This is a genomic window from Paenibacillus turicensis (assembly GCF_050461185.1).
Taxonomy (GTDB): domain Bacteria; phylum Bacillota; class Bacilli; order Paenibacillales; family Paenibacillaceae; genus Fontibacillus; species Fontibacillus turicensis_A.
In genome coordinates this window covers 1,967,581-1,990,830 of the sequence record NZ_JBCMOR010000005.1, presented here as the reverse complement: position 1 = coordinate 1,990,830, position 23,250 = coordinate 1,967,581, and the positions used below count along the sequence as shown (strand labels likewise).

At 38.8% G+C, this 23,250-nt stretch carries 22 protein-coding genes; 19 read left to right on the top strand and 3 right to left on the bottom strand.

The annotated features are described in order from the left end of the window. Positions 1 to 111 precede the first annotated feature (111 nt). Positions 112 to 798, top strand: a complete 687-nt coding sequence (locus ABE099_RS11350) for a universal stress protein (protein WP_430030388.1) — start codon at positions 112 to 114, stop codon at positions 796 to 798. Positions 799 to 857: 59 nt separating this feature from the next. Here the strand turns inward: ABE099_RS11350 and ABE099_RS11345 are convergent, their stop codons facing one another. From ABE099_RS11345 to ABE099_RS11335, 3 genes are all read right to left on the bottom strand, one after another. Further along, positions 858 to 1,421, bottom strand: a complete 564-nt coding sequence (locus ABE099_RS11345) for a tyrosine-type recombinase/integrase (RefSeq protein ID WP_430030386.1) — start codon at positions 1,419 to 1,421, stop codon at positions 858 to 860. A 232-nt stretch (positions 1,422 to 1,653) separates the two neighbouring features. Next, complete coding sequence (locus ABE099_RS11340; protein WP_430030384.1) at positions 1,654 to 3,876, bottom strand: GH92 family glycosyl hydrolase; 2,223 nt, start codon at positions 3,874 to 3,876, stop codon at positions 1,654 to 1,656. A 31-nt stretch (positions 3,877 to 3,907) separates the two neighbouring features. Further along, positions 3,908 to 5,017 carry a GntR family transcriptional regulator gene (locus tag ABE099_RS11335; RefSeq protein ID WP_430030382.1) on the bottom strand — a complete coding sequence of 370 codons (1,110 nt, stop codon included), beginning with the start codon at positions 5,015 to 5,017 and terminating at the stop codon, positions 3,908 to 3,910. A gap of 368 nt (positions 5,018 to 5,385) precedes the next feature. Between ABE099_RS11335 and ABE099_RS11330 the strand changes: the two genes are divergently transcribed. From ABE099_RS11330 to ABE099_RS11245, 18 genes are all read left to right on the top strand, one after another. Beyond that, entirely contained in the window at positions 5,386 to 6,975 is a 1,590-nt protein-coding gene (locus ABE099_RS11330) for an extracellular solute-binding protein (RefSeq protein ID WP_430030380.1), read from the top strand. A 73-nt stretch (positions 6,976 to 7,048) separates the two neighbouring features. Continuing rightward, on the top strand, positions 7,049 to 7,984 hold the full coding sequence (locus ABE099_RS11325) for an ABC transporter permease (protein ID WP_430030377.1): 936 nt from the start codon (positions 7,049 to 7,051) through the stop codon (positions 7,982 to 7,984). Between the two features lie 15 nt (positions 7,985 to 7,999). Next, entirely contained in the window at positions 8,000 to 8,893 is an 894-nt protein-coding gene (locus ABE099_RS11320; protein WP_430030375.1) for a carbohydrate ABC transporter permease, read from the top strand. 25 nt (positions 8,894 to 8,918) lie between these two features. Continuing rightward, positions 8,919 to 9,677 carry a ThuA domain-containing protein gene (locus ABE099_RS11315; RefSeq protein WP_430030373.1) on the top strand — a complete coding sequence of 253 codons (759 nt, stop codon included), beginning with the start codon at positions 8,919 to 8,921 and terminating at the stop codon, positions 9,675 to 9,677. Positions 9,678 to 10,078: 401 nt separating this feature from the next. Next, entirely contained in the window at positions 10,079 to 10,615 is a 537-nt protein-coding gene (locus tag ABE099_RS11310) for a flavin reductase family protein (RefSeq protein ID WP_430030370.1), read from the top strand. Between the two features lie 94 nt (positions 10,616 to 10,709). Beyond that, positions 10,710 to 11,450 (top strand): Bax inhibitor-1/YccA family protein, encoded by a 741-nt coding sequence (locus ABE099_RS11305; protein ID WP_430030368.1) that lies wholly within the window; start codon positions 10,710 to 10,712, stop codon positions 11,448 to 11,450. Between the two features lie 196 nt (positions 11,451 to 11,646). After that, complete coding sequence (locus tag ABE099_RS11300; RefSeq protein ID WP_430030366.1) at positions 11,647 to 12,798, top strand: cysteine desulfurase family protein; 1,152 nt, start codon at positions 11,647 to 11,649, stop codon at positions 12,796 to 12,798. A gap of 68 nt (positions 12,799 to 12,866) precedes the next feature. Next, a complete protein-coding gene (locus ABE099_RS11295; protein WP_430030364.1) occupies positions 12,867 to 13,385 on the top strand; it encodes a PRC-barrel domain-containing protein in 519 nt (172 codons plus the stop codon). A gap of 14 nt (positions 13,386 to 13,399) precedes the next feature. Further along, entirely contained in the window at positions 13,400 to 13,609 is a 210-nt protein-coding gene (locus tag ABE099_RS11290) for a hypothetical protein (RefSeq protein ID WP_210088592.1), read from the top strand. 148 nt (positions 13,610 to 13,757) lie between these two features. After that, a complete protein-coding gene (locus ABE099_RS11285; protein ID WP_430030362.1) occupies positions 13,758 to 14,822 on the top strand; it encodes an AI-2E family transporter in 1,065 nt (354 codons plus the stop codon). 460 nt (positions 14,823 to 15,282) lie between these two features. Further along, positions 15,283 to 17,910, top strand: a complete 2,628-nt coding sequence (gene alaS / locus ABE099_RS11280; RefSeq protein ID WP_430030360.1) for an alanine--tRNA ligase — start codon at positions 15,283 to 15,285, stop codon at positions 17,908 to 17,910. Positions 17,911 to 18,032: 122 nt separating this feature from the next. Further along, a complete protein-coding gene (locus ABE099_RS11275) occupies positions 18,033 to 18,293 on the top strand; it encodes an IreB family regulatory phosphoprotein (protein WP_210088511.1) in 261 nt (86 codons plus the stop codon). A 10-nt stretch (positions 18,294 to 18,303) separates the two neighbouring features. Continuing rightward, positions 18,304 to 18,720, top strand: a complete 417-nt coding sequence (ruvX, locus tag ABE099_RS11270; protein WP_430030356.1) for a Holliday junction resolvase RuvX — start codon at positions 18,304 to 18,306, stop codon at positions 18,718 to 18,720. 12 nt (positions 18,721 to 18,732) lie between these two features. After that, positions 18,733 to 19,044, top strand: a complete 312-nt coding sequence (locus tag ABE099_RS11265) for a DUF1292 domain-containing protein (RefSeq protein ID WP_210088509.1) — start codon at positions 18,733 to 18,735, stop codon at positions 19,042 to 19,044. Next, the gene (locus ABE099_RS11260; RefSeq protein WP_430030354.1) at positions 19,037 to 19,339 is read left to right on the top strand and encodes a DUF1292 domain-containing protein; all 303 of its coding nucleotides are present in this window, start codon (positions 19,037 to 19,039) and stop codon (positions 19,337 to 19,339) included. Before ABE099_RS11265 ends, ABE099_RS11260 begins: the two co-directional genes overlap by 8 nt. 81 nt (positions 19,340 to 19,420) lie before the next feature. Continuing rightward, positions 19,421 to 20,473, top strand: coding sequence for an endolytic transglycosylase MltG (gene mltG / locus ABE099_RS11255; protein ID WP_430030352.1), 1,053 nt, complete (start codon positions 19,421 to 19,423; stop codon positions 20,471 to 20,473). 342 nt (positions 20,474 to 20,815) lie between these two features. After that, positions 20,816 to 21,751, top strand: a complete 936-nt coding sequence (locus ABE099_RS11250) for a peptidase U32 family protein (RefSeq protein ID WP_430030349.1) — start codon at positions 20,816 to 20,818, stop codon at positions 21,749 to 21,751. A gap of 18 nt (positions 21,752 to 21,769) precedes the next feature. Beyond that, positions 21,770 to 23,038: a peptidase U32 family protein gene (locus ABE099_RS11245; protein ID WP_430030346.1), complete on the top strand. Its 1,269-nt coding sequence runs from the start codon at positions 21,770 to 21,772 to the stop codon at positions 23,036 to 23,038. Positions 23,039 to 23,250: the final 212 nt, after the last annotated feature.

Below are 23,250 nucleotides of genomic sequence, written 5' to 3'. Positions count from 1 at the left end.
ACTTTACGGGTAATGTTGTCCTGTTGTTGACTCTTTATGAAACTTCAATTATAGTCTTACGTAGTTTAATTTAACGATCTACTATTTAACCCTGAGGTGAAGTATTAAAAAATGGATATTACAATGATGAATGAAAGTATTCTTGTCTGCGTTTATTATGGACCTAACGGCGAAAGACTAATCAAACGCGGTTGTAAAATTGCGAATATGATGAAGGCTCCCCTTTACATTTTAACGATTGATCCCAAGCCCTTTGATGAACTGGATGCCGAGAAAATATTTTATATCGAAAAATGGAAAGAGTATGCAAACTCTCATAGTACAGCACAATTTATTATGAAAGATAATGAAAGTCGTCCTGTCACAAAAATTATTGCTGAGGTTGCTAGAGAAAAAAATATTACGCAAATTATTTTAGGTCAGACGGCACAAAGTCGATGGGAGCAAATTACTAAGGGCTCCATTGTTAATGCTTTGGTGCGTGAAATTCCTTTTGTTGATCTACACATCATTTCGGTCTCCCGCTATATTCGTGATGGGGAAGGGATGTATAGAAATGGAACAAGAGCTTACTTAATTAAGGAAGATCAGCATTATAGATTAAGCTTTAATCATGAAAAGGATACGGAATTTGAAGGCATCTTCTTTAAAGAAGTTGATACGGATTTTGATAATGGAATTTTCCGTTTTATGAAGGATGCCGAAACTTTGCAGGTCCTGGTTGACGATGGAATCGTCACTGAACTAAAAAACGTAGAAATTGATACCGCATTGGGTCTGGAAGACACCGATGAATAATTAGGACCACATATATAGAATGTATTTAATACTCTCCATCTTTATAGGAGGGTATTTTTTTATAAATTCACATCTACTTTAATAGGTAAATCTGCATTCTTGTCAATTCCTAAATACTTCAAGGTTTCCGAAGTGGAGTGGTGATTCAAAACGGATTTAATAATTGAAATGGCAATACCTCTTTGATACGCATGATACCCAAATGTTTTGCGAAGTGTATGGGTGCCGATCTTTTCTGTAATTCCTACCTCCCTTGCCGAATGGTTAATAATACGGTATGCCTGTTGACGGGTGATGGGGCGACGATCCTTTTTTGATTTAAATAAATAATCATCTCCGCTCCAGTCCTCGCTAGATAAATACTCAATCAGGATTTGCCGGATTTTGCTATTTAAATAATACGCCTTCTCTTCCCCAGCGTGTGCATCCTTTAAATAAAGGAACTGCTTTGGCTGCTGACCATCCCAGACGTCTTGTATTGTTAGGTTCAGCATATCAAGAAGACCAATTCCAGTGTTGATTCCGAGTACAAACAGCAACACATCTCTGAGTGATTGCTTTCTCAGTACTTGCTTCATGGCTTGTATCGTTTCAATATCTCGAATCGGATTTACATATTGCACAAAATATCCCTCCCGACATGTTACTTAATAATACATTAACATATATTGAGTAACATCACAATTGAAAAAAACGTTTTTTTGGATAAATAGGCTAGTATGTATTTGTAATTTAGCGTGCAAATAAATATAGCTGAAGAAGGCATAAAAAAGGATAGCGAAATAGGGATTAACCTATACTCACTATCCTTTTTGTTCTCAATCATTCATTCAAAATACATTCTAAATAAATAACTCAGCTCATTATTATGTTGTTTTGTATCGTACTTTTCTTCGAGATTGAAAACGGAAGATCTCCCTCTTCATAGTTTCGATAGGTGGGGGCAAGCCCCAACGCGAAGTTTAATGCTTTACCTTCTATAATATCATCATGCGTAATAAACAACTTAGTATATTGCTCTCCATTTAAAGTGAGCTTGCTGACAAAGTTAGATTGTGGGTTGTTGTTATCAGTTTGAATTTGCATCTGCTTGCCGTTTGGAAGCTCAATCGTAACAGTATCAAATAATGGAATACCAAGCACATACTCTTTACTTCCAGGGCAGACTGGATAGAAGCCCATCGCACTAAACACGTACCAACCTGACATGCTGCCATTGTCCTCATCCCCAGGGTAACCACTAAAGCCATTATTAAATAACTGAGTCATGATTTGCTTGACGACAATTTGCGTGGAGGCAGGTTGCCCGACGTAATTAAATAAATAAGGAATATGGAAGCTTGGCTGGTTCGAGATTGCCACTTGTCCAAAATCTACAGCCGACATTTCGCTCATCTCATGAATTTCAAAGCCGTAACCTAGCACATCATAGTGGGGAGGAGTATTGCATAGGTCAGTGATCTTTTGAAAAAACTGCTCCTGCGAACCGTAGGCTTGAACTAATCCTCCAAAATCATGAAAGACCGCAAAGCTATTTTGCCATGCACTACCTTCAGCATAATCCTCACCCCATGTAAAATGGTTAAAATCTGCACGGAACTCACCATGACTATCCTTTGCTCGCATAAAACCGGAATTTGGATCAAAGATGTTACGGTAATTGAGGGCATTTTTACGATAATGCTCCGTCACTTGTTCATTACCCAGCACTTCTGCTACAACACTAATACAATAGTCGCTATATGCGTAATCAAGCGTATGGTTAACGCTTTCATGATAGTGGTTTGGAACATAACCATGCTTAATATAGTCTAATGTACCTCGTCTACCGTAGCAGTCCTGCTCACTTTGTGTCGTTGCCCCGGTCAGCATAGCTGTAAGCAATTGGGGCATGAGCTTCATTCCGATTCCTTTGGATGCGGCGTCAGCTATAACTGCATCTATGAGTGTACCTGGCATAATGCCACGCTCATCTGGCGATAACCATTTTGGCAAAAATCCTGTTTCAATATAACTGTTCAAATATCCTTCTAGCATTTCCTCATATTCTTTTGGCGCGATGATGGAATACAGCGGATATACCGTCTTATATGTATCCCAAAATCCATTGTTTGTGTACAATACTCCACTTTTAACCGCTTTTGCTGTTGTGTCATAATGAATAGGTTGCATAGCATCGTCTAGCTCATAAAACTTTTGTGGAAAGAGGAACATTCGGTACAAACAATTGTAAAAGGTTCGTATATATTGCTCGTTTGAATGCGTTACTTTTATTTTATTTAAATAATAATTCCAGTCGTTAGCCGCTTGCTGTTTGAGCGTATCAAAGCTGTCATTTGCCTCCCGGCTATAATTAAGCTCTGCTTGCTCTAAGCTAATAAACGAAGTAGCCAGCTTCACCTCTAGTAGCTCTTGTTCGCAATCTTTAAATCGGATAACAACATGCTGATCAAGCCCACTGATATCAGTTTCATTACATAGCTGTCCGTCCACATCATAGTAACCAGAGCCACCTAAATCGATCTCCTTACTAAATTGCATCACGACATACATTTTAAACTGATCATCATGACAGCCTGAGAAATTACTAACATAACCTGTGACGCGACGTCCCGTAGCATCAATGTGAAATTCACTACGATTTTTAATATTTAATACAAATCCTGCTTGCTGCCTTGAATTGTATTGGATCTGTAATGTAGCACCATAAGTAGAAGGGACAAGCTCTGTGACAATATTGTATCGTTGTTGCTTTACCTTAACGTGATGTGGTTTAAAGATCGCTTCCTCAGGGCGATAAGAGCTTTGGCAAGAAAAGAGGGAGCCTTTAATTTTGTCGTCCGCTATGGGTGTCATCACAAAATGAGAGAAATCTCCCATCCAAGGACTTGGCTGATGACTTAGACGTATCCCTTGAAAAATCCGATCATAGGGATTAAAAAACCAACTACCCTCATCACTGCTTTGGACTACAAAATGATTCATGCCAAACGGAACAGCTGTAACGGGTAATGTGTTGCCATTTGAAAATGTATATTTGCTGTTGGTGCCTTGTCTAGTATCAATATAATCTAGCATGTAAAACCTCCAACGTTTTTTAAAAACGGGTTTAAAGTTTTTTGACTGTCTGTCGTTCAATGAGCTGAACGGGAACAACTATATTTTCCTTAGGTAAATCCTTAGATAAGTCTTGTTGCTGGTTTTCAATCGCTGTAACTAGCTGTTGCGCCGCTAAATAACCCATCCTTTCAAAATCCTGAGAGATGGTTGTTAATTTAGGCTCAACAAAGGTAGACAGATGAATGTTATCAAAACCAACGATGGAAAAGTCCTTAGGAATGGATAAACCCATTTCCTTGGCGATTTGTATAACCTCGATCGCAATCAAATCATTTTCAGCAACAATCCCTGTAATACCTTGCTCCATAATGGACTGAATAAACTGCGAATAATAATCCCTGCCGTTATCACTATCATGGGTTAAGAAACGTGCTGTTAAATCATGGACGCTATAATCGATTAGGTTATGGTCATATAGTGCACTCAAATAACCAAAGTATCGCTCGCGAATAGAAGAAGAGGTTTCAACCTTCAACGAGGAGAGATAGGCAATTTTTTTATGGTTATTGTCAATTAAATGCTTGCAGGCCATATAAGCACCGTTCAAATTATCCGATACAACGGATGGAAACGGAATGCCATCAATCGTTTTGTCCATCGTAATCAGCGGGTATTTCAATAAGTGATATTGATATAACATACCTAGGTCGGAATTGCTGCTGACTGGGTACAAAATTAAACCTGAGTTCGAGCTTTGTAATGCACTTTGCAAAAGCTTATGTTGGCTAATTCTCGTATTCGACTGGATGTTTAACGTATAATCTGTAGTTGCTAAAAATTCATTAATGCCCTTTTCGTAGTCACCAAGCCCAGGGTTATGCGTAAAGGGAAGAATGAGCAAAATTTCCTTACTTGCTTTTACTACTGGCCGAAGAAACGGTTGAACCTCATTTACAAAGCTCCCCTTTCCTTGTATTCGGTAAATTAAACCTTCATTCTCTAGCTCTGTTAAAGCTCTTTTTGAAGTAATACGGCTAACCTTAAATTGCTTCGAAATTTCAGCTTCGGTAGGAAGCTGGTCCCCAGGGTGAAGCTCTCCTGAGTTCATCTTTTGCTTAAGCGTGTTTACAATGTGTTGATATAGAGGAATTTGTTCCATTTTTGATTCTCCTTGCAAATATGATATATCATTTATTGATTGATTATGTCAAGTTTCATGGATAGTGTTTAAATTTGGATTATCGACAAACATTACGTTGAATATACGATAGATTCACTTAATGAGCAATATAAATAAATACAATGGACTACTTCATGTAAATCAGGAGCCTTATCGCTATTGATACTGTTGCTATACTACGAAATTAGTTACAGAAATCTATGAAAGTTTGAAAAATAAAAAGGACTATGCATAATTTGTAAACGTTTTCTTTTCTTTGATTATAACTCTTGACAAATAATATGGTATACCTCAAAATATGTTTTGTTTAGATATTTGGTATATCAAATTAGAGGGAGGTTGATCAAATGAATCATTTTAGAAAAAGAGGGCTTGCAATCATTAGTATTTTAGCATTGGTTTTAATTGTGACAGCCTGTGGTGGTAAAACAGAAAGCTCAAAAAATGATAATGGACAACAATCTGAAAATATGAAAGCGATATCAATGCTTAGACCTAGCTGGAATAATTTACGACCTGCATCTAAAGATTTATGGATGTGGAAGGAATACGAGAAAATGACAGGCATTAAGGTGGAGTGGGAAGAGCTTAGTGATATTGGGGAAAAGAAAAATGTCATACTTACCCGTAGCAAGCTACCAGATGCCTTTTACCAAGTGGATTGGAATAATGGAGAGTTGTTGAAATACGGACAGCAGGGACTCTTTATCCCATTAGAGGATTTAATTAAAGAGCATGCACCCAATTTGCAAAAATATATGGATGAGCATGAGGACGTGCGTAAAGGGCTAACAAGTGCGGATGGGCATATCTATGCGACACCTTATCTTGATCCATATCCAGAGGGCAATCGCACCATTCGTTTATATATTAATAAAAAATGGTTGGATAAGCTGAAGCTAGACGTCCCTAAGACAACAGCAGAGCTTGAACAAGCATTAAATGCGTTCGTTACCCAAGATCCAAACGGCAACAATGTGAATGACGAACAAGGTTGGTATATGCCAAGTGGTTCTTTAGGCTGGACATTTGAACAAATGCTGATGGGTTCCTTCGGCATTGGTAATGGCGGACGGAAGGCATTAGGAAACTTTATTTATGTGGATGACAGTGATGAAATTCAGCTTACGATCATGTCTGATGGCTATAAAGAGCTTTTAAAGTATGAAAATCGTTTATATAAAAGTGGTGCCATTCATAAGCAATCTTTTAGTGGAATTGATTATGACAAATGGACCGCAGATGCTGCTAAGGATACGGTGGGTGCTTGGAACTGGGCGGCACCTGATTATATCGGACAACAAGTAAAGGATGATTTTGTTCCAATTAATGTGCTTGCAGGACCTGGGGGACATACTGCTTCACTAACAGATTCACAGGTTGCGGGTGCATCTAGCTTAGTCATTACGAAGGATGCCAAAAACCCTGCAATGATTCTAAAATGGGTGGATTATTTTTATAGTGAAGAAGGAAGTGTATTTGGATATTTAGGGAAGGAAGGCGTCACCTATAACGTTGAAAATGGCAACAAAGTATATATTGATGACATTTTAAATTACAAAGATGGGGTTGGACTTGGTGCATTCCAATATGTAGATAACGTATATGGCGGTTATTTCCCTTACATTGAATTGTCGCCAGAAATTCGGGCAGCCGCAGGACGGCAGAAAGCGCCTGTGTATACCGACCTAAATGAGAACACATTACCACGTGTCATTTTACCAGATCTACCTGCAACGATTCAGGAAGCCAATGAATCCTCTTCGATTATAGCGGATATCGGTAACTATGTTGGGCAGATGCGAGTGGAGTTTGTGACAGGGACTAAGGATATTGATCAGGAGTGGGACAATTACATCGCTCAGCTTAAAAAAATGGGTGCAGAAAAATATTTGGAAATCAAACAAACACAATACAAACGCTATAAAGATAGCTAATGCTTAAAAAGCGATAATCAGTCGATAGGGGATTCTTATGAATCTCCTATCCGTTTATAGAGAGGAGCATAGTATGGGACGGCTTGTAGCGAGGAAGCATTTTACAAAGTCAAAGGGTCAAGCTGTGATGAGACACAAGTGGTTGTACATTATGATGCTGTTGCCACTAGCCTCGTTAATCATTTGGAATTATATCCCGATGTATGGGGTTATTATTGCCTTTAAGGACTACTCCCCAGCGTTTGGAATCTGGAATAGCCCTTGGGTGGCGTTTAGCCATTTTGAGCGGTTTTTTAATGCGTTTTATTTTAAAGATGTCATTATTAATACGTTAAGAATAAGTCTATATAGCCTGTTGGTGGGCGTTCCACTGCCTATCATTTTAGCGCTGATGTTTAACGAGCTTAGGAATAAGAAGTTTAAATCCATCGTTCAGACGATTTCATATATTCCAAACTTTATTTCTGTTGTCATTATTGTTGGGATGGTTATGTTTTTTACTTCACCCGTAGATGGTGTAATAAACTCGGTCATTCAATATTTTGGTGGCACACCGATTGATTTTATTGGCAATCCCAATCTATTTGCTCATGTTTTTGTATGGTCAGGAATTTGGCAATCTGTCGGGTGGGGCACGTTGATTTATACAGCGGCGATGTCTGGGATTCCTCAAGATCAATACGAAGCTGCAGCGATTGAAGGAGCGTCACGGTTGAAATGTATTTGGTATATTACGATTCCTGCCATTATGCCAACGATTGTGATTTGTACAATATTAGCGACTGGCTCTGTCATGTCCGTTGGCTTTGAGAAGGTTTTGCTGATGCAAAACGATGCAAATCTAGCCACGTCTGAGGTTTTATCTACCTATATGTATAAAGCAGGGATTTTAAATGCTGAATATAGCTTTTCCGCCGCCGTTGGACTGTTTAACAATTTAATTAACTTTATCGTGCTGTATCTTGTCAATAAATTTGCTCAGAAATTCAGCGAAACAAGTCTGTGGTAGGGAGGGGAAGCGCATATGCAATTTCAGTTAACGAAGGGCGATAAAATATTTAATTGGGCGAATATAATCATCGTGAGTATATTTACGCTACTTGTATTATATCCACTATTATTTGTGGTGTTTGCTTCCCTTAGTGACCCAAGGCAAATTTTTGATGATGTTTTGCTGTTATGGCCAAAAGGGTTTACACTTGATGGTTACAAACGGGTGTTAGGCAACATGGATATTTGGATGGGCTTTAAAAATGCCGCTATCTATACAGTGTTAGGTACTGCCGTAAATGTGATAATGACGACACTAGCGGCATATCCGCTATCACGAAGGGACTTTAGAGGACGTCATGTCATCACAATTTTGTTTACATTTACGATGTTTTTTTCAGGTGGCCTTATTCCTACGTATATCGTCAATCAATCTCTTGGCATTGTAAACACTGCATGGGTTATGATTATTCCTGGGGCAATTAGTGTATATAATATGATTATTATGCGTACTTATTTTCAGCAAAATATTCCGCTGGAGCTGGAGGAAAGCTCGTTTATCGATGGGGCAACAGATTTACAACTATTGCTTAAAGTTGTTCTTCCATTATCTACACCTATCATTGCCGTCATGATGATGTTTTATGGTGTAGGTAGATGGAATAGCTATTTTGATGCAATGATCTATTTGTCAGATCGCGAGTTATTTCCGTTACAGTTAATTTTAAGAGAAATACTTGTGCAAAATCAGATGGGGGACGCTGTAAACCAAAGTATGATGAACGCCAATCAAAGTGAAGTGAATGCACTTAAGCAATCTATTAAGTATACGGTCGTTGTCATCTCAAGTGTTCCAGTGCTCATTTTTTATCCAATTGTCTCTAAATACTTTGAAAAAGGGATTATGGTTGGTGCGATTAAAGGTTAATATATAACAGTAAGGAGGCGTGTGGATGATTCGTGTGACAGTATGGAATGAATTCCGTCATGAGCAAAGTAACCCTGTCGTACAGGAAATGTATCCAGATGGGATTCATGGACAAATCGCTAACTTTTTAGTTGAAAGCAGTCTTCTCGCTAGTAGTGAACCTAAGGTTAACATGTTAGCGCACGAGCAATTTAAGGTAAGTACAGCCACCTTGGATGAGCCGGAGCATGGCTTGACACAGCAGGTGTTAGAGGAAACTGATGTTTTAATCTGGTGGGGACATATTGCTCACGACGAAGTCGAGGATAGCATTGTAGAACGTGTGCAAAAGCGGGTTTTAGAAGGAATGGGTTTAATCGTACTTCATTCCGGACACTTTTCTAAAATATTTAAAAAGCTAATGGGCACCTCCTGTGATTTAAAGTGGCGTGAGGACGGACGAAACAGTGTGATTTGGAATGTGAATCCTAGTCATCCGATTGTTGAAGACATTGGAGATTTTATTGAATTGGAGCAAGAGGAGATGTATGGGGAGCATTTTGACATCCCAACGCCCGATGAATTGATTTTTGTGAGCTGGTTCCCTGGCGGTGAGGTATTTAGAAGTGGTTGCACGTTTAGACGGGGCAAAGGCAAAATCTTTTATTTCCAGCCTGGTCATGAAACGTATCCAAGCTATTACAATGAAAAAGTACAGCAGGTTATTAAAAATGCTGTAAAGTGGTGTGCACCAACACAAAACATAACGCCAACCTATGGACATTTTGAAGCCAGACAAAATTAGAAACCTAAAGACAAATAATTAAGTATTATTTTCAAGACAAGTCTTGTTAGATTGAATGATTTTTTAAGAAGAGCTAATTTATCACTTTGGGGTGATGAATTGGCTTTTTTAGGTTTTTCCCTAATAGTAGCGACTTTTTGTATATGTTACGGTTATATTGCAATGTAAACAATATCCAATGGGAATAGTCGTTTTAATTTTGGCTCCAGCTACGATCCAGAGAGTTCTTGCGATTGTTGTTAAAATCAACTTCCTTTTATCAAAGTAATTTTATGGATGGAATTTGATTTTAAGAGACAACCTTCAGAATCTCTCTGTTTCTTCGCAAGTTGGGTTAGTGGTCAAGCACTGATTTCAAGATAGAGCCTTAATTTATTATTTTTTTAGGGAGGAAGTTTGTAATGGAGAAGGTCAAAGTAGACTATAAAAAAATGTATTATGCTTTTCCTGTTTTACTTATTAGTTTTTATGACGAGCAAGGAAATGTGGGGATCACGCCAATTTCATCTTCTTATTCTTTAAAAGATATGGTGATGCTTGGCTTTAATAGTGGCGGATATGGTGTTAATCAGCTGAAGAAAGTAAAGGATTTTGTTATTAACATTCCTAATCGTGAAATAGAGGAGCAAGTAGTTGCAGCAGGCTCGGTATCTGGTCATGAGCATAATAAGCTAGAGCACGGGCAATTTACACTTGAGTCAGCATCTGCCGTTCATGCTCCCATAATTAAGGAATGTCCAATCTCGTTTGAATGTACTGTATCAGAGGTGATAGAAAGTGCCAATCATCCTGGGATTACAAATGTGATTGCCACAGTGAAGGAAAGATGGATCACTCCTGATTTGATGAACGATGAAGGCCTGCTGATTGCAGATAATTATAATCCAATTCTAAATGTTAGTGATGGCATTAAGCGAACCTTTAAATATATTAAATGAGCTTGATTAGAAAAAATGATTAGAAAAATTTCCCTTACTAAATTCCTATATGTGGTATACTAGTGTTAAATTTCACAGTAAAGGAGAAATTTTTTTGATCGGACGTAGTGGGAATCCAACATTAAGAGAAAGAACCTTTGAAAGACCTGAGTCTTATCAAGGTGGCAACACGATGACATTAGGTGGTACAGTGAATAAATCTTTTATTACACTGATCATTTTGTTAGCTAGTGCATTTGCTACGTGGATGCGGTATTTTGAAGGTTATGAAGTAGTACAATTAGCTTACATAGGCGGGATAGCAGCATTTGTTGTAGCATTAATTGTTTCTTTTGCTCCAAAGTCTTCACCATTTTTAGTTCCTGTTTATGCTGTTTTAGAAGGGATGTTTTTAGGAGCAATTTCAGCCACCTATGAATCGCTTTTTGATGGCATTGTAATGAAGGCAGCTTTACTGACAGCTTGCGTATTTTTGGCGTTATTGCTCATTTATAAGTTTCAAATTATTAAAGCAACGGAGAACTTTAAGTTAGGTGTTTTTGCCGCTACTGGTGGTATCGCACTTGTATACTTAGCTTCCATGGTATTACGGTGGTTTAACATTGAAATGCCTTATTTACATGAAGGTAATTTGATTGGGATTGGGATTTCTGTTGTTATTGTTATCGTAGCAGCCTTAAACCTAGTTCTGGATTTTGATTTCATTGAAAAAGGTGCTGAAAATGGCTCACCTAAATATATGGAATGGTACGGTGCGTTTGGTTTAATGGTTACTTTAGTTTGGTTGTACTTAGAGCTATTGCGCTTGTTAGCCAAAATTAATAGTCGTGATTAATCTGATCGCATAACTATTGACTTTTAATTAGATTTTATGAATAATGCAATTAAAGAAGTGCTTCGTAAAAGGGCTGCCTTTATGTCTATTGTGACTTAGAGGACAGCCCTTTAAGTGCTGATTAAAATAAAAATAGGTTTTATTGATATAAAATGGTTTTTATTGTTATAATTTCAATTGAAGTGGGGATAATGAAATGGAACATATTTATTTAGACCACGCCGCTTCAACACCGGTTCATCCTGATGTTGCAGCCGAAATGGTAAAGATAATGACAGGCCATGTTGGGAATGCATCTAGCATTCATGCTTATGGTCGTGATGTGAAGAAGCTAATCCAAAATGCGCGTGATCGTATTGCAAAATTTGTGGACTGCTTGCCCGAAGAGCTTGTCTTTACAAGCGGGGGCACTGAAAGCGATAATTTGGCACTGTTTGGGGTTGCGACAGCTTTTGCTCATCAAGGCAAGCATATCATTACAACCCAAGCAGAGCATCATGCCGTCTTACACGCCTGTGAGCAATTAGAGGCTAAGGGTTATGAGGTTACTTATTTACCTGTAGATCATTATGGTCGTGTGACACCTACAGGGGTGTTAGAGGCAATTCGTAAGGATACAATACTCATTAGCATTATGTACGCGAATAATGAGACCGGCACGATCCAACCCATCGAGGAGATTGGAAGGATTGCAAAGGAACATCACGTTTTATTTCATGTTGATGCGGTTCAAGCGATGGGTATTTTACCGATTTCCTGTAGTCAGCTCCCAGTAGATTTGATGAGCTTTTCTTCACATAAAATGAATGGTCCTCAAGGGATTGGAGCACTATATGTTCGTCAAAAGCTACAGCTTACCCCACTGCTATTTGGGGGCTTGCAAGAAAAAAAACGACGTGCAGGAACTGAAAATGTTGCAGGTATTGTTGGCTTTGCTACAGCAGCAGATATTGCATATCGGGAACAAGGCGAAAGATACCAACATTATGAGTTACTACGTGCTTTATTTTTAGCCGAGCTGGATGAACGAGTTGGACATGAGCGGTATATCATTAATGGACATCCAGAGCATAGATTGCCTCATATTATAAATATTAGCTTTCCTGAGTGTGGAACAGAGACCATGCTTATGAACTTAGATATGGAAGGAATTGCAGTAGCAAGTGGTTCTGCTTGCACTTCAGGTTCTTTAGAGCCATCTCATGTTTTAAAAGCAATGAATTTGTCAGAAGAAACTTTATCGTCTGCGATTCGTTTTAGTATGGGAATGGGTAATACTACTGATAATATAAAATTTACGGCGCAAAAAATTGGAACCATCTTGGAGCGACTTCGTAATAAAAAATAATAGTTTACTTTTGTGTTGGGGAGGAGGCTCTCAGTTTATATCGAAGTTAGGACAAGGAGGACTAGCCTATGAGATTTCACGAAATGATCGGTTTGCCTGTATATGATGTAGAGACAGGTAAACGTGTTGGTAAAGTCCTCGATTTAATGTTAAACGATGAGTGGGTTTTGCAAGGGATTTTATTAGAAAGAAAGCATCTGTTTTCTTCAACTAAAATCGTGCTATGGCAAGATATTGTAGCCTATGGCGAAGATGCTGTAATGATAAGTAATCAACAGGCGATCCATAAACAAGATGCCGACAACATAAACTTAACTTTTTTGACAGGCAAAGAGAAATTGAAAGAACTTTCCGTGTTAACCGAAGATGGATTAATGATTGGACATGTTAGTGATGTTTATTTTGACCAAAAAAAGGGAAATACAATTACAGGAATTGAAATCAGTGATGGATTTTTTGCCGATCTGATGGAAGGTAGAAAGATGCTACCTTTAATACCGGGTATGTCAATGGGCGAGAACGTAATCATGGTGCCCTCTCTGAGTGAGCAGCGACTAGAGAAACCCATGAATTATTCTGATGGATAGGTGATGTAAATATGATGAAATGTCCAAACTGCAATTCCAAGGATATCGGTAAGATTGGTTCACATCAATTTTATTGCTGGGGTTGCTTTATCGAGCTAACTGTAAACGGCGAAAAAATGTCAGTTTATCAAGTCGAAGAAGATGGCACATTAAGTTCATTGGATGATTTGTTTTTTAATGAAAACTTACCAGAAGATTTTTCTTCTATTCAAGCATCCTCTTAATAAACATGATATGCAAAGGGCAATCTTATTCACTTCAAGTTGAAAGTGAAATAAGATCGCCCTTTTCTGTGTTTTTAAACATAAATCCCCACTATTTAGCGCATACTTAGTTTTATCTTGTTAATTGAAGGTTAGGAGGGCAGAATGGATGCCTATACATAAAACTAAGCTCTTTCAGACTACGCTATGGATTTTATTAGCGATGCTTATTTTGTTTTTTGGCTGGATGCTTCGTCCAATGTTTGGGCATGTTTATGATTTTTTCAAGGCGATTCTTGCCCCTTTTATCGTTGCTATGATTATTTCTTATGTACTCAATCCGATCGTAAGGACATTAGGAGGTCGAAAAGTTCCAAGAACCATCGCAGTATTACTTATTTATGCGGTTTTCCTCGTCATTGTTGCTGTCATTTTAATCAACTTAATTCCGATGATTATTAAACAGTTAGGTGAATTAGATGAGCATCTTCCTAAGCTCACCATGCACACGCAGCAGGTTATTAATGAAATTGATCATAGCAGTATGCCAGGTGGAATCCGCATGGGCTTAACGAATTGGTTTTTTGGTCTAGAGCAAAAGTTCGCCAAAGGGTTATCTGATTTCATGAATAATATTGGAGCAACCATTGAAATTGTGTTTAATGCATTTATTGTCCCGTTTCTTATTTTTTATATTTTGAAGGATTTTCAGTTTTTTGAAGATAAAATGATGCAATTTTTGCCTCGTGCACATCGGAAGCCAATCGTCCGTTTGATGAAGGAAATCGATGATGCGTTAGGAAGCTATGTAAGGGGGCAATTGTTAGTTTGTGTCATAATCGGGGTGTTTGCCTATATTGGTTATATTATTATCGGAATGCCATTTGCACTGCTATTAGCAGGCGTTGTATCCATTTGTAACATCATTCCTTATATTGGCCCCTTTCTAGGTGCCGCACCTGCCTTAGTAATGGCAGTAACGATGTCATGGAAGCAAGTCCTGCTTGTCATTGTTGTTAATTGTATCTGTCAAACGGTGGAAAGTAACATTGTATCACCACAGGTGGTTGGGCGTAGCCTTCAGCTTCATCCGATGATGATTATATTTGCCTTGCTTGTTGGTGGTGAAGTGGGTGGTGTTGTGGGGTTAATTTTGGCTGTTCCTTTCTTCGCTGTATGCAAGGTTGTGATCCAGCATGTTTTTGTATATTATATTCGGCGAAAGTCGGTATAAATAAATAAACGGAAATAAAACTTGGATTTCAAAATTGTGACGTTCGCCAATGGAAAGGTTGTTCAATATTCTAATTAAGTAACAATGACATTGACAGCCTCTGTTGTGCCTTATATACTTGAATTAATTTGTCTATAAAACAAAATCGGTGATGAAATAAAGTAAGTTTTAGACGGTTTTTAAAGAGACGGGTTTCCGTTGTACTTATATTTTTAACGATAAAATAAGTACATAGGCTGAAAGAAACCTGATGATCGCTTAAGCTGAATGCTAATTTCAGAGTGTGAATGCTAAATTCAACGGGTTGCCACCGTTATCGGGCTTTCAAGGAGATCGCGATAAGCAAAAGTTTTAAATACTTAGCTTGCAAGATGGCGATAACCAGGGTGGTACCGCGATTGATTTCGTCCCTGATTTTCAGGGACTTTTTTGCGTTTTTTTAATTTTAGGAGGGTTAATGATGAAATCGAATCAGATTCGTGAGAAATGGTTGCAGTTTTTTGAAGGGAAAGGACACAAAATTGAGCCAAGTGCTTCTTTAGTTCCGCACGATGATCCTTCTTTGTTATGGATTAGTGCTGGAATGGCGCCACTAAAGGTTTATTTCGATGGACGAGTGAAGCCTGAAAACCCTCGATTAGCGAATGCTCAAAAGTGTATTCGTACAACTGATATTGAAAATGTAGGAAAAACACGACGTCACCATACCTTTTTTGAAATGCTAGGTAACTTTTCTTTCGGTGATTATTTTAAAGAAGAAGCAATTACGTGGGCATGGGAGTTTCTGACGGGTAAAGATTGGATTGGGTTTGATCCAGAGCGCTTATCCGTGACTGTATACCCTGAAGATGAAGAGGCTTTTAAGCTTTGGAACGAAAAGGTTGGTTTGCCAGCAGAGCGCATCATTAAGCTAGAAGATAATTTCTGGGATATTGGCGAAGGACCATGTGGACCATGTTCAGAGATTTTTTACGATCGTGGTGAAGCTTATGGTTCTGATATGTCTGATCCTGAGATGTATCCAGGTGGGGAAAATGAGCGTTATCTTGAAGTGTGGAACCTTGTATTCACGCAATTTAATCATAATAAAGATGGTAGCTATACACCGCTACCGAACAAAAATATTGATACAGGCGCAGGGCTTGAACGGTTTGCTTCTATATTACAGGATGTTAATTCTAATTTTGATACAGATTTATTCCAACCGATCATTCAGCAAACGGCTAAGCTTGCTAACGTGACCTATGGAACAAATGAAGAAATAGATGTAGCTCTAAAGGTTATTGCAGACCATATTCGCACTGTCGTATTTGCTGTCGCAGATGGTGTATTGCCATCAAATGAAGGACGGGGTTATGTAATCAGACGTTTACTTCGTCGCGCAGTACGTTATGGGAAAGTATTAGGTCTAGACAAGCCATTTATGTACGATCTTGTAGATGTGGTGGGTGTCATTATGGGTAACCACTATAGTGATGTGTTAACGAAACGTGATTTTATTGTGAAGGTCGTACTAGCGGAAGAAGAGCGTTTCCATGAAACATTAAGCGATGGACTGACTATTCTTGCTACGATTGCGGAAGAAGCGAAGGCAGAAGGCCGTACAGTACTGACTGGGGTAGAAAGCTTTAAGTTATATGATACGTATGGTTTCCCACTAGATTTAACCGAGGACTTTGCTGCTGAGCATGGCTTGACAGTGGATCATGAAGGCTTTGAGCAGGAAATGCAAGCACAACGTGAACGTGGCAGAGGTGCAAGCAATAAAGGCGGTAGCATGGCGGTTCAAGGTGGTGTATTATCTGACTTTACGACTAAAACGTCATTTGTTGGATATAATGAGCTTGTTCAGACTACTACAATTGTTGCGATAATTGCGGATGATCAGTTTGTAGATACATTGTCTGAGGGTCAGCAAGGACAAATTATTTTGGATGTGACGCCGTTTTATGCGGAAAGTGGTGGTCAAGTAAGTGATGCTGGCCATATTCATGGTGAGCAAGGTAGTGCAGAGGTGCAAGGCTTGTTTAAAGCACCACATGGTCAATTTGTTCATCATGTTGTTGTGACATCTGGCGAATTGGTGAAGGGCGCAACGGTTACTGCTCGTGTAGATGAAGGTAATCGAAGCAAAATTGAAAAAAACCACTCTGCAACACATTTGCTGCATAAGGCATTAAAGGAAACGTTAGGTGAGCATGTTAACCAAGCAGGTTCATTAGTTGATAGTCAACGACTACGTTTTGACTTCTCTCATCTAGGCAGCATTTCGGATGAAGAATTGGCTATCATTGAGAAACGTGTGAATGAACAGATTTGGAATGCTTTACCGATCATGATCGACAACAAGCCGATTGATGAAGCGAAAGCGTTAGGAGCTATGGCACTATTTGGCGAAAAATATGGTGACATTGTACGTGTTGTGCAAATGGGTGGCTATAGTCTTGAATTGTGTGGGGGTTGTCATGTCAATAACACTTCAGAAATTGGTTTGTTTAAGCTGATTAGTGAAAGTGGTATTGGTTCAGGTGTACGCCGAATTGAAGCAGTGACAGGCCAAGGTGCTTACGAGTTTATGGATAGTCAGCTTGAATTGCTGAAGGTATCGGCAGGTCTCCTTAAGAGTCATGTGCAGGATGTACCTAAACGGATCGAAGGCTTGTATCAGCAATTAAAGGAATTAAGTAGGGAAAATGAATCACTTCAAGCTAAGCTTAGCAACATTGAGGCTGGTCAGCTTACAGATCAGGTAACACAAGTAGGCAATACGAAATTGCTTGCAGCTAAAGTTGACGTCAATCATATGGATGCTTTACGTGGACTTGCGGATGAATTAAAGGTGAAGTTACCTGATGTTGTATTGGTGTTAGGTGCAGTGATGGAGGATAAAGTTAACTTTGTTGTTGCTGTTCCTGCTGAGGATATTAAGCGAGGACTGCATGCAGGTAAATTAGTTAAGGAAGTTGCTAGTGTTTGTGGCGGAGGCGGAGGCGGACGCCCTGATATGGCACAAGCAGGTGGTAAAGATATAAGTAAGTTAAATGAAGCGCTTGCTAAAGCTTCAGAACTACTGTCAGCACTGGAATAATGGATCTAATTTAATGTGCTGAGAAATTTCCTTATTGTCCGTTAGATATGGTATAGTATGGGTATAGATCCGCTATACAGTAGTAGCAGGTGCTTAGGTCTCAAAAGAAATGAGGTGTCGTCATGGACTCTATGGATAAAACTGTAAAGTTTAATGTCAAGGGTGATGAACATCAGGTCTCGTCACAAGAAATTTTGCTTACGGTATATGGTGCACTGCAAGAAAAGGATTATCACCCTGTAAATCAGATTGTAGGTTATCTATTATCTGGTGATCCGGCGTATATTCCGCGTCATAACAACGCAAGAAGCTTGATTGGCAAGAAAGAGCGTGACGAATTGATAGAAGAGCTAGTAAGGTTTTACATGGCTAATCACCGTTAGGAGCGTAGGAATGAAGATTTTAGGTCTAGATTATGGAGACCGCCGTATTGGAGTCTCTATTAGTGATGACCTTGGTTGGACAGCTCAAGGGCTTGAGGTGATTGAGCGTCGCAAGGAAGGGCAGGATCTACTGCGGATTGCAGAGCTAGTGAAGCAATATGGGGTAGAGGAAATTGTGGTAGGCTTACCCAAAAATATGAATGGAACTATTGGTCCACGTGGTGAATTGTGTCAAGCCTTTGCCAGTGAACTCAATGAAAAACTTCAGTTACCTATTCATCTATGGGATGAGCGTCTAAGTACAGTAGCTGCAGAGCGTACATTGCTTGAAGCAGATGTAAGTCGTAAGAAACGTAAAGGTGTCGTAGATAAATTAGCGGCGGCATTGATATTACAAAACTATTTGGACTCTAAGAGTAAAAGGTGAGGGTGATCGCATATGACGAACGAACGTAATCATGTAGAAGAACCGGAAATTATTTATATTCCTGATGAGGAAGGAAATGAAGAGGAATTCGAAGTAATTATGAAGTTCGAAGTGGACGGTTCTGATAACAAGTATATGATGGTCGTTCCTTTAGAGCCTGAAAGCTCTGATGAGGAAAGCGAAGAGGTATACGCATTTCGTTATGAGGAAGATGGCGATGACCTTAAATTATACACGATCGATAGTGATGAAGAGTGGGAGATCGTAGAAGAAACGTTTAATACGTTGATTGATGAGTTTGATGGAGAAGCTGATCATGACTGAGTATATAGCAAGTAATGTCGTTTTTACGACAAAGGTTAAAGATGCCATTGGTACGACACTTGAGCTTACAGATGAAGGTGGCAAGCCTTCCTATTATGTACTTGAACAGGAATTTGATATCGCTGGTAAATCCTATGCTGTATTAGTAAGTGATGAGCCATCTAGTAATCAGGAGCCTGAAATATTTCAAGTGATCCAAAATGATGAAGGTCAATTAGAATTAGTTACGATTGATGATGACGATGAGTGGGAAAATATTAGTGAGCTTTATGATGAGCTAACATTTTCTGAATAAGTAATAAGGTTGTAAAGTCTTATAGATCGGTCTAGGAGGGGCGGGACAACCGCCCTTTTTGGCTGTTAAGGAGGTTAATACTTGAAGAAGGTGTGGAGATGGATACTGAGTATCCTTTTACTATTTGTAATTGGAATTGGGGCTATAGCAGGGTGGGCTTATTACGGCATGCAGCCTGTCGCTTCCTCAGATCAAGCTGTACAAATTGAAATTAAATCAGGTACAGGTAGTGCTACGATTGCGGATAAACTTCAACAAGAAGGACTTATCAAATCTTCTTTTTTGTTTAAAGGATATTTAAAGGTAAAATCGCAAGGAAGTCATTTTCAAGCTGGTGTATATCAATTTAAACCTGGTGTCACATATCAGGAAATTATAGCGAAGCTAAATGCAGGAGAAGTTGTTGAAAAAGAAATGATCCGCTTCACGATTCCAGAAGGCTTCACGGTGGCACAAATTGGGGTCAAGCTTGCACAAGAAGGTTTTGTTGATCAAAAAAACTTTAAAGAACTTGTGAAAACAGGGAAAGGCTTTACTGGAAATTTAGTACAACGTATCCCTAATAGTTCAAATTTGATGTATACTTTGGAAGGGTATCTGTTCTCTGAAACGTACGAAATGAAAAAAGGCAGTACAGATCAAGAAATTATTGAACGTATGCTTGCAGAGACACAAAAAAGATTAGACAGCATTGCTGATTTAGATGCAAAATTAAAGCAACAAAATTTAACTCTAAATGAAATGATGACGTTGGCTTCTTTAATTGAACGTGAGGTTGTTGTGGATGCTGAGCGTAGTAAGGTTGCAGGTGTTATTTACAATCGGCTAGCAAAGGATATGAAGCTAGAAATTGATGCTACGGTTCAATATTTACTTGAAAAGCCAAAGGAGCGTTTATATAACTCAGATTTAAGACGTACGGACAGTCCTTACAACACATATTTATATGCGGGTTTACCCCCAGGTCCAATCGCAGCGCCAAGCATGAAGTCGATTGAGGCGGCACTTGCTCCGGAAAGCTCTGACTATTTATTTTATGTAACAAAAAAAGACGGTAGTGGCGAGCATTTATTCGCTAAAACCTATAAGGAGCATTTAAATAATATTAAAAAAAGTAAGGCAATGGCTAAATAGTGTGTGAATTAAGCTTAATAAAAGTGGCTCTATTAGAAACCAGTGCATGACAACGTTTGGAGGTTAGAGGCTACGATACAGAGAGTTCTTACGATCGTTGTTAAAACCAGATTCCTTTGAATGGAGATCTATAGTTAGAATCAGGTTTTAAATACGAACGCTGTCGCTTCTCCAGAATCTCTCTGTCCCTTCGCTAATGTGGCTGGGCTGTCAAGGACTGATTTTAGATTGAGCCACGAAAATTATTAAGCTTAATGGGCTTATATGCTCAGGTTTATAAAGCCATGCTTAATTAGATGGGTTTAATAAAGACAACGTTATCGTGTTGAAGGAGAAAGACGCATGAAAAAAACAATAGAATTACTTGCACCGGCAGGTTCATTAGAGGATATTAAGTTATATATGGACGCAGGGGCAACTGCGGTATTAATTGGTTCCTCCCCTTATGGTATGAGAATGCCTAATGATTTTAAGTTAGAGGAGATAGAGGATGCTGTAAAGGTTGTGCATGAACGTGCAGGGAAGATTTACGTTAGTGTAACTAACTTTGTTGATCATGGAGTATTACCTGCTTTATCACAATATATTAAACAAATTGCTGCTTATGGTGTTGATGGAATTCAGTTTGGTGATCCAGCGGTACTTAAAGTAGTACGTGATGTGGCTCCTCAGCTAAAGCTACATTGGAATGCGGAGATGACCTCTACCAACTATTCAACAGCTAACTTTTGGGGTAAGCAAGGTGCTACTCGTGTCGTATTAGCAAGAGAATTAAACATGGAAGAAATTACAGGCATGTACCCGAATTTGGAGCTTGAAGCAGAGGTACAAGTACATGGCATGACTAATATTTATCATTCTAAACGTCGTTTAGTACGTAGCTATATGTCCCATCAAGGTCGTGAATTCCCTGAGGGAGAGGATACAAGCAAGGAACGTGGTTTGTTTTTAGTAGAAGAGGAACGTCCTGGTGAACAATTCCCGATTTATGAGGATGAAACAGGCACGCATATTATGAGCTCAGATGATATATGCATTTTAGAAGATTTGCATATTTTAATGGCAGCGGGGATTCCAAGCTTTAGAATTGAAACCATGTTAAAGCCACAGAGCTACAATGTTGTTGTGATCCAAGCGTATCGTAAAGCGATCGATTGTTATTTTAATGATCCTGATAACTATGAGTTTGATGAAGCTTGGTTAGATGAAATTCGGAACGTACAGGACCCTCATCGTGAGTTGTCCTTTGGATTCTTTTATAAAGAACAAGTTTATTAATTTTTCGAGGTGAAAAAGGTGCAAACAGCGACAAAAAGTAAAGCAAAATATGTAGGTAAACGTTATCGATTGGACAAGCCAGAGCTGCTCGCTCCAGCAGGAAATCTTGAAAAATTAAAATTTGCAGTCCACTATGGGGCGGATGCCGTTTATATCGGTGGACAAAAATATGGTCTAAGATCTAATGCAGATAATTTTAGCTTTGAAGAGATGGCTGAAGGTGTTGAATTCGCTAAAAAATACGGCGCTAAGGTATTCGTAACGACAAATATTTATGCGCATAATGAGGATATTGACGGAATTGAGGATTATTTAAAGGAGCTAAGCAAAGCGGGAATTGCGGCGATTATTACAGCGGACCCAACAATTGTTGATATTGCAATGCGTAAAGTGCCAGAAATTGAAGTGCATTTAAGTACGCAGCAATCTACAATGAACTGGCAAGCGGTAAGCTTCTGGAAGGAGCTTGGTTTACCACGTGTCGTGTTAGGGCGTGAAACTAGTTTTGAAGAAATTCAAGAGATTAAACAAAATGTAGATATTGAGATCGAAGCCTTTATACATGGTGCGATGTGCTCCTCCTATTCTGGACGTTGTGTATTATCGAACCATTTTACAGATCGGGATAGCAACCGTGGTGGATGTTGTCAATCGTGCCGTTGGAAATATGATTTATTTGAAGGCGCAGTAGAGGAAGAAGCAAATCCTTTATTTGAACCTGAGGATAATCCGTTTACAATGGGCTCTAAGGATTTATGTATGATTCATCATATCCCAGAACTTGTTGATGTAGGGATTGATAGCTTTAAGATTGAAGGTAGAATGAAGTCTATTCATTATGTAGCTAGCGTTGTGAATGCTTATCGTCAAGCGATTGATGCTTACATGGAGGACCCAGAGCATTATGAGCTCAAGCAGGAATGGGTAGATGAAATTAATAAAGCAGCTAGCCGTCCTCTTAACACTGGTTTCTTTAATGATACACCAGATCATGAGGATCATATTTATGAACCTGAAGAAAAAGTAATTCCTTTTGACTTTGCTGGACTAGTTCTTGATTATGATGAAGCAACAGGTAGAGCATTAATCGAGCAACGAAATCATTTTAAGCCAGGAACTGAGGTTGAGTTTTTTGGTCCAGGAGGTCGCTTCTTTAAACAAACAGTTGGACAAATATGGGATGAAAAGGGAAACGAGTTAGATGTTGCTCGCCATCCACTACAACGTATCCAAATGAAAGTTGATCAACCTGTTGCTTATTTTGATATGATGAGAAAAAAGAAATAATTGTCGAAAAAAAATTAACAGGATTCCTGAATTGTAGTTCGGGAGTCCTGTTTTTATGTTTTTTTAAGTTTTAGGTCTTTAAGCTTAAAAGATAACAAACAATTTGCCGATAAAGATAGAGGAATATATTAACTTTTGTCGAATTGCATAATGTGATGGGAAAACGCTTTACTGACAGTAATTAACATGACTCAGAGCCTAGGTAATGAGCG